Origin of the sequence: Terriglobus sp. YAF25 (assembly GCF_052113305.1) — a bacterium.
In the GTDB taxonomy this organism is placed as follows: Bacteria; Acidobacteriota; Terriglobia; order Terriglobales; family Acidobacteriaceae; genus Terriglobus.
In genome coordinates this window covers 1-3,385 of record NZ_JBFRCY010000521.1, presented here as the reverse complement: position 1 = coordinate 3,385, position 3,385 = coordinate 1, and the positions used below count along the sequence as shown (strand labels likewise).

The 3,385-nt window shown below is 59.9% G+C and carries 2 protein-coding genes; both read left to right on the top strand.

The annotated features are described in order from the left end of the window. Positions 1–2,388: glycoside hydrolase family 2 TIM barrel-domain containing protein (locus tag AB4043_RS19310; RefSeq protein WP_442307810.1), on the top strand; the 2,388-nt coding region annotated here is incomplete at its 5' end. Then, the coding region (locus AB4043_RS19305; RefSeq protein ID WP_442307809.1) for a glycoside hydrolase family 88/105 protein at positions 2,388–3,385 on the top strand (998 nt) is incomplete at its 3' end. The genes AB4043_RS19310 and AB4043_RS19305, both read left to right, overlap by 1 nt.

Genomic DNA, 3,385 nt, shown 5'->3' with positions numbered 1-3,385 from the left:
CTGCAGGACAGTCACTCACAACAAGCAACGGCTCAGCGTCTGACCGACGGCTGGGAGTTTTATCGCGGCCCGCTCGATCCAAAATTTCAGGTATGGCATAGCGAAGAGCTGGTCACCTGGCAAAAGGTTACGCTTCCTCATTGCTTCAATGCCTATGATGGCTGCGACCCTGATACCCCCGCCTATCGTGGGCAAGGCTGGTATCGTAGAAAACTTGCCATCGATAACCCTTATCCCCAAGGGCGGACGCTGCTGCATATTGAAGGGGCCGGTCAAAGCTCCGCAGTCTATATAGGCATGGAGCGCGTTGGCGAACACGTCGGCGGCTATGACGAGTTCATGGTCGATATCACCGACGCCTGTGGACGCCAGAAAGACAGCAAGGCGGTCCAGCTCGCGATTCTTTGTGATAACGGACGCGATCTCGATCGCATGCCTTCTGACCTGAGCGACTTCACGCTCTATGGCGGTCTCTACCGCAATGTCTCGCTCCTCTACGTGCCGGCGGTCTCACTCGAGGCTGTCCATACCGCCGTGGCATTCGAGCCCGGCAAAGCAGCGCATGTCGCGGTGACGGCCCGCTTGTATGCACCGCAGCCGATCTCCGGCACGGTGGATATCAAACTCGCCATCGTCGATCCGGCCGGTAAGACAGTGCATCAGCAATCGCTGCAACGCACTCCTTGGAATGGCGAGACCGAGCTGGCTTCGTTTGAGCTGTCGTCACCACAGCCCTGGTCGCCGTCAACACCTCGCCTTTACCGCTGTGACGTCACACTGCAGTCTGCTTCGGGAACGACATCTGCCGGGCATCGCTTCGGAGTTCGTCATACACGCTTCGAGGAACATGGCCCCTTCTATCTGAATGGCGAGCGTCTGCTGCTGCGTGGAACGCAACGGCACGAGGACCACGCCGGCTATGCCGCGGCGACTCCGGAACCAGCGCTTCGTAAAGAGTTCGAGTTGATCAAGGGAATGGGAGCGAACTTCATCCGGCTGGCGCATTACCAACAGTCACGCCTTGTTCTCGATCTCTGCGACGAGCTAGGCATTTTGGTGTGGGAAGAGGTTCCCTGGTGCCGCAGTGGCATCACCAGTCCTCTGTTCCGCCAGCGTGGCCTTGATCTGATGCGAATCATGATCGACCAGCATCGGAACCATCCCTCTGTATTGCTCTGGGGATTGGGGAATGAAGATGACTGGCCAAGCGAACCCGGCGGAGAAGACCACGCTCAGATTCGCGCGTACATGACCGAGCTTCGTGACCTCGCGCATAAGCAGGATCCCTCACGTCTTACATCCTTCCGGCGCTGTGATTTCGCGAAGGACATTCCCGATGTCTACTCACCCTCGATCTGGGCAGGATGGTACAGCGGGAGCTACGTTGAGTATCGCGAAGCGCTGGAGAAGGCGCGGACTGCGACTCCGTTCTTCTTCCACGCCGAATGGGGCGCAGACAGCCATGCAGGACGCCATGCGGAAGATCCTGATCCCATGCTGGCGCACATCCTTACCGGCCGCGGCACCGCCGAAAAGGGATTCGACTACAAACTCACCGGCGGTGCTCCACGTATGTCGCGCGACGGCGAGTGGAGCGAGACTTACGCCTGCGACCTCTTCGACTGGTATCTGCAGACGCAGGAGTCTCTCCCTTGGCTCACTGGCACCGCGCAGTGGGTGTTCAAGGATTTCACGACGCCTCTGCGTGTCGATAATCCCGTGCCTCGTGTTAACCAGAAGGGCGTCATCACTCGCGACCTCACGCCCAAGGAAGGCTATTACGTCTTCCAGTCCTACTGGACGAAAGAGCCGATGGTCCGCATCTACGGACACAACTGGCCCGTACGCTGGGGTAAGGCGGGGCAGCAGCGCATGGTCCGCATCTACTCCAACTGCACCGAGGTGGAGCTGTGGCTCAACGGTAAGTCGGTCGGCGTCAAGAAGCGGGCACCGGAAGATTTTCCGTGCAGCGGACTGCGCTGGGATCTGGCCTTCCGCGAGGGAGAGAACGAACTTCGCGCCGTCGCGAAGAGCAACTCCTCCACGGTGAGCGACACCGTCCACTTCCAGTATCAGATCGCAGCATGGTCAAAGCCCGCGAAGCTGGCGCTGCGCACCGTACAAAGTGGGCCCGACCGCGTGACCATCGAGGCCCGTATGCTGGATGCCACCGGAGTTTCCTGCCTCGACTCTCGTGCTGTCGTTCGTTTTTCCCTTGCCGGTAATGGTGCCCTGATTGATAACCTTGGAACGCCCAACGGATCGCGTGTCGTGCAGCTTTATAACGGCCGCGCAGAGATCAGCCTGCGGCGTACCGGTCCGGTCGTCGCATCAGTTCACGCTGAAGGTATTGAACCCGCATTTCTCACACTGGAGAACACACATTGATGCATCTCAATAAAGCCGCTGCGGCTCTGCTCGCAGCCACATTGTGCACCTCGCTGACAGCGCAGGAGAAGCCCATGACCGGCCCTGCGATCTCTGCCGCTGCAGGCGATACGATTCCCGATGCCGGGCCTCTGGCAACGGATCTTTCCGGTGCGGTGACGCGGCCCGCAATTCAGAAGGCGATGCGCAAGGTTGCTGATTGGCAACTCTCGTACTCGGAGACAAAGTACAACCAGGACTGGACCTATGGGCCGCTCTACCTTGGCCTGCTCGCGACTACCGACATCATCGGCGATGCCAAATACCATGACCGCCTGGTAACGCTCTTCAACCAGTTTCAGTGGAAGCTCTGGGCCAACCGCCAGTTCCATGCTGACGACGAAGTCATCGCGCAATCGTATGAGCTGCTCTACCAGGAGCACGCGGATCCGAAGCGCATCGCCGATGCCCGCGCCACCTTCGATCGCCTGCTGCAGCGTCCTGCCGACCCGGCAAAGGATCTCTGGTGGTGGTGCGACGCTCTCTTCATGGCTCCGCCTGCCCTGGCCCGCATGTCTGCCATCACCGGAGACCATCGCTACATCGACAAGATGAACCAGGAGTGGAAGCTTACCGAAGAGCACCTCTACGATCGCGAAGAACGCCTCTTCTTCCGCGACGGCACCTTCCTGAACAAGAAGGAAGCCAATGGCAAGAAGCTCTTCTGGAGCCGCGGCAATGGCTGGGTGCTCGCAGGCACCGCCAATGTGCTGAAGGCGCTGCCGAAGAACGACCCTTCCCGGGCGCAGTACGTGAAGCTCTTCCAGGAGATGGCGGAGCGCATCGCCGGCCTGCAGCAGCCCAGCGGCCTGTGGCGCACGGGTTTGCTGGACCAGACAGCCTATGAGCAGGACGAGATCTCCGGCTCCGGCTTCTTCACCTACGCCATGACCTGGGGCATCAATGAAGGCATTCTTCCCCGCGCCAAGTACGCTCCTATCGTCGAGCGCGCCTGGGC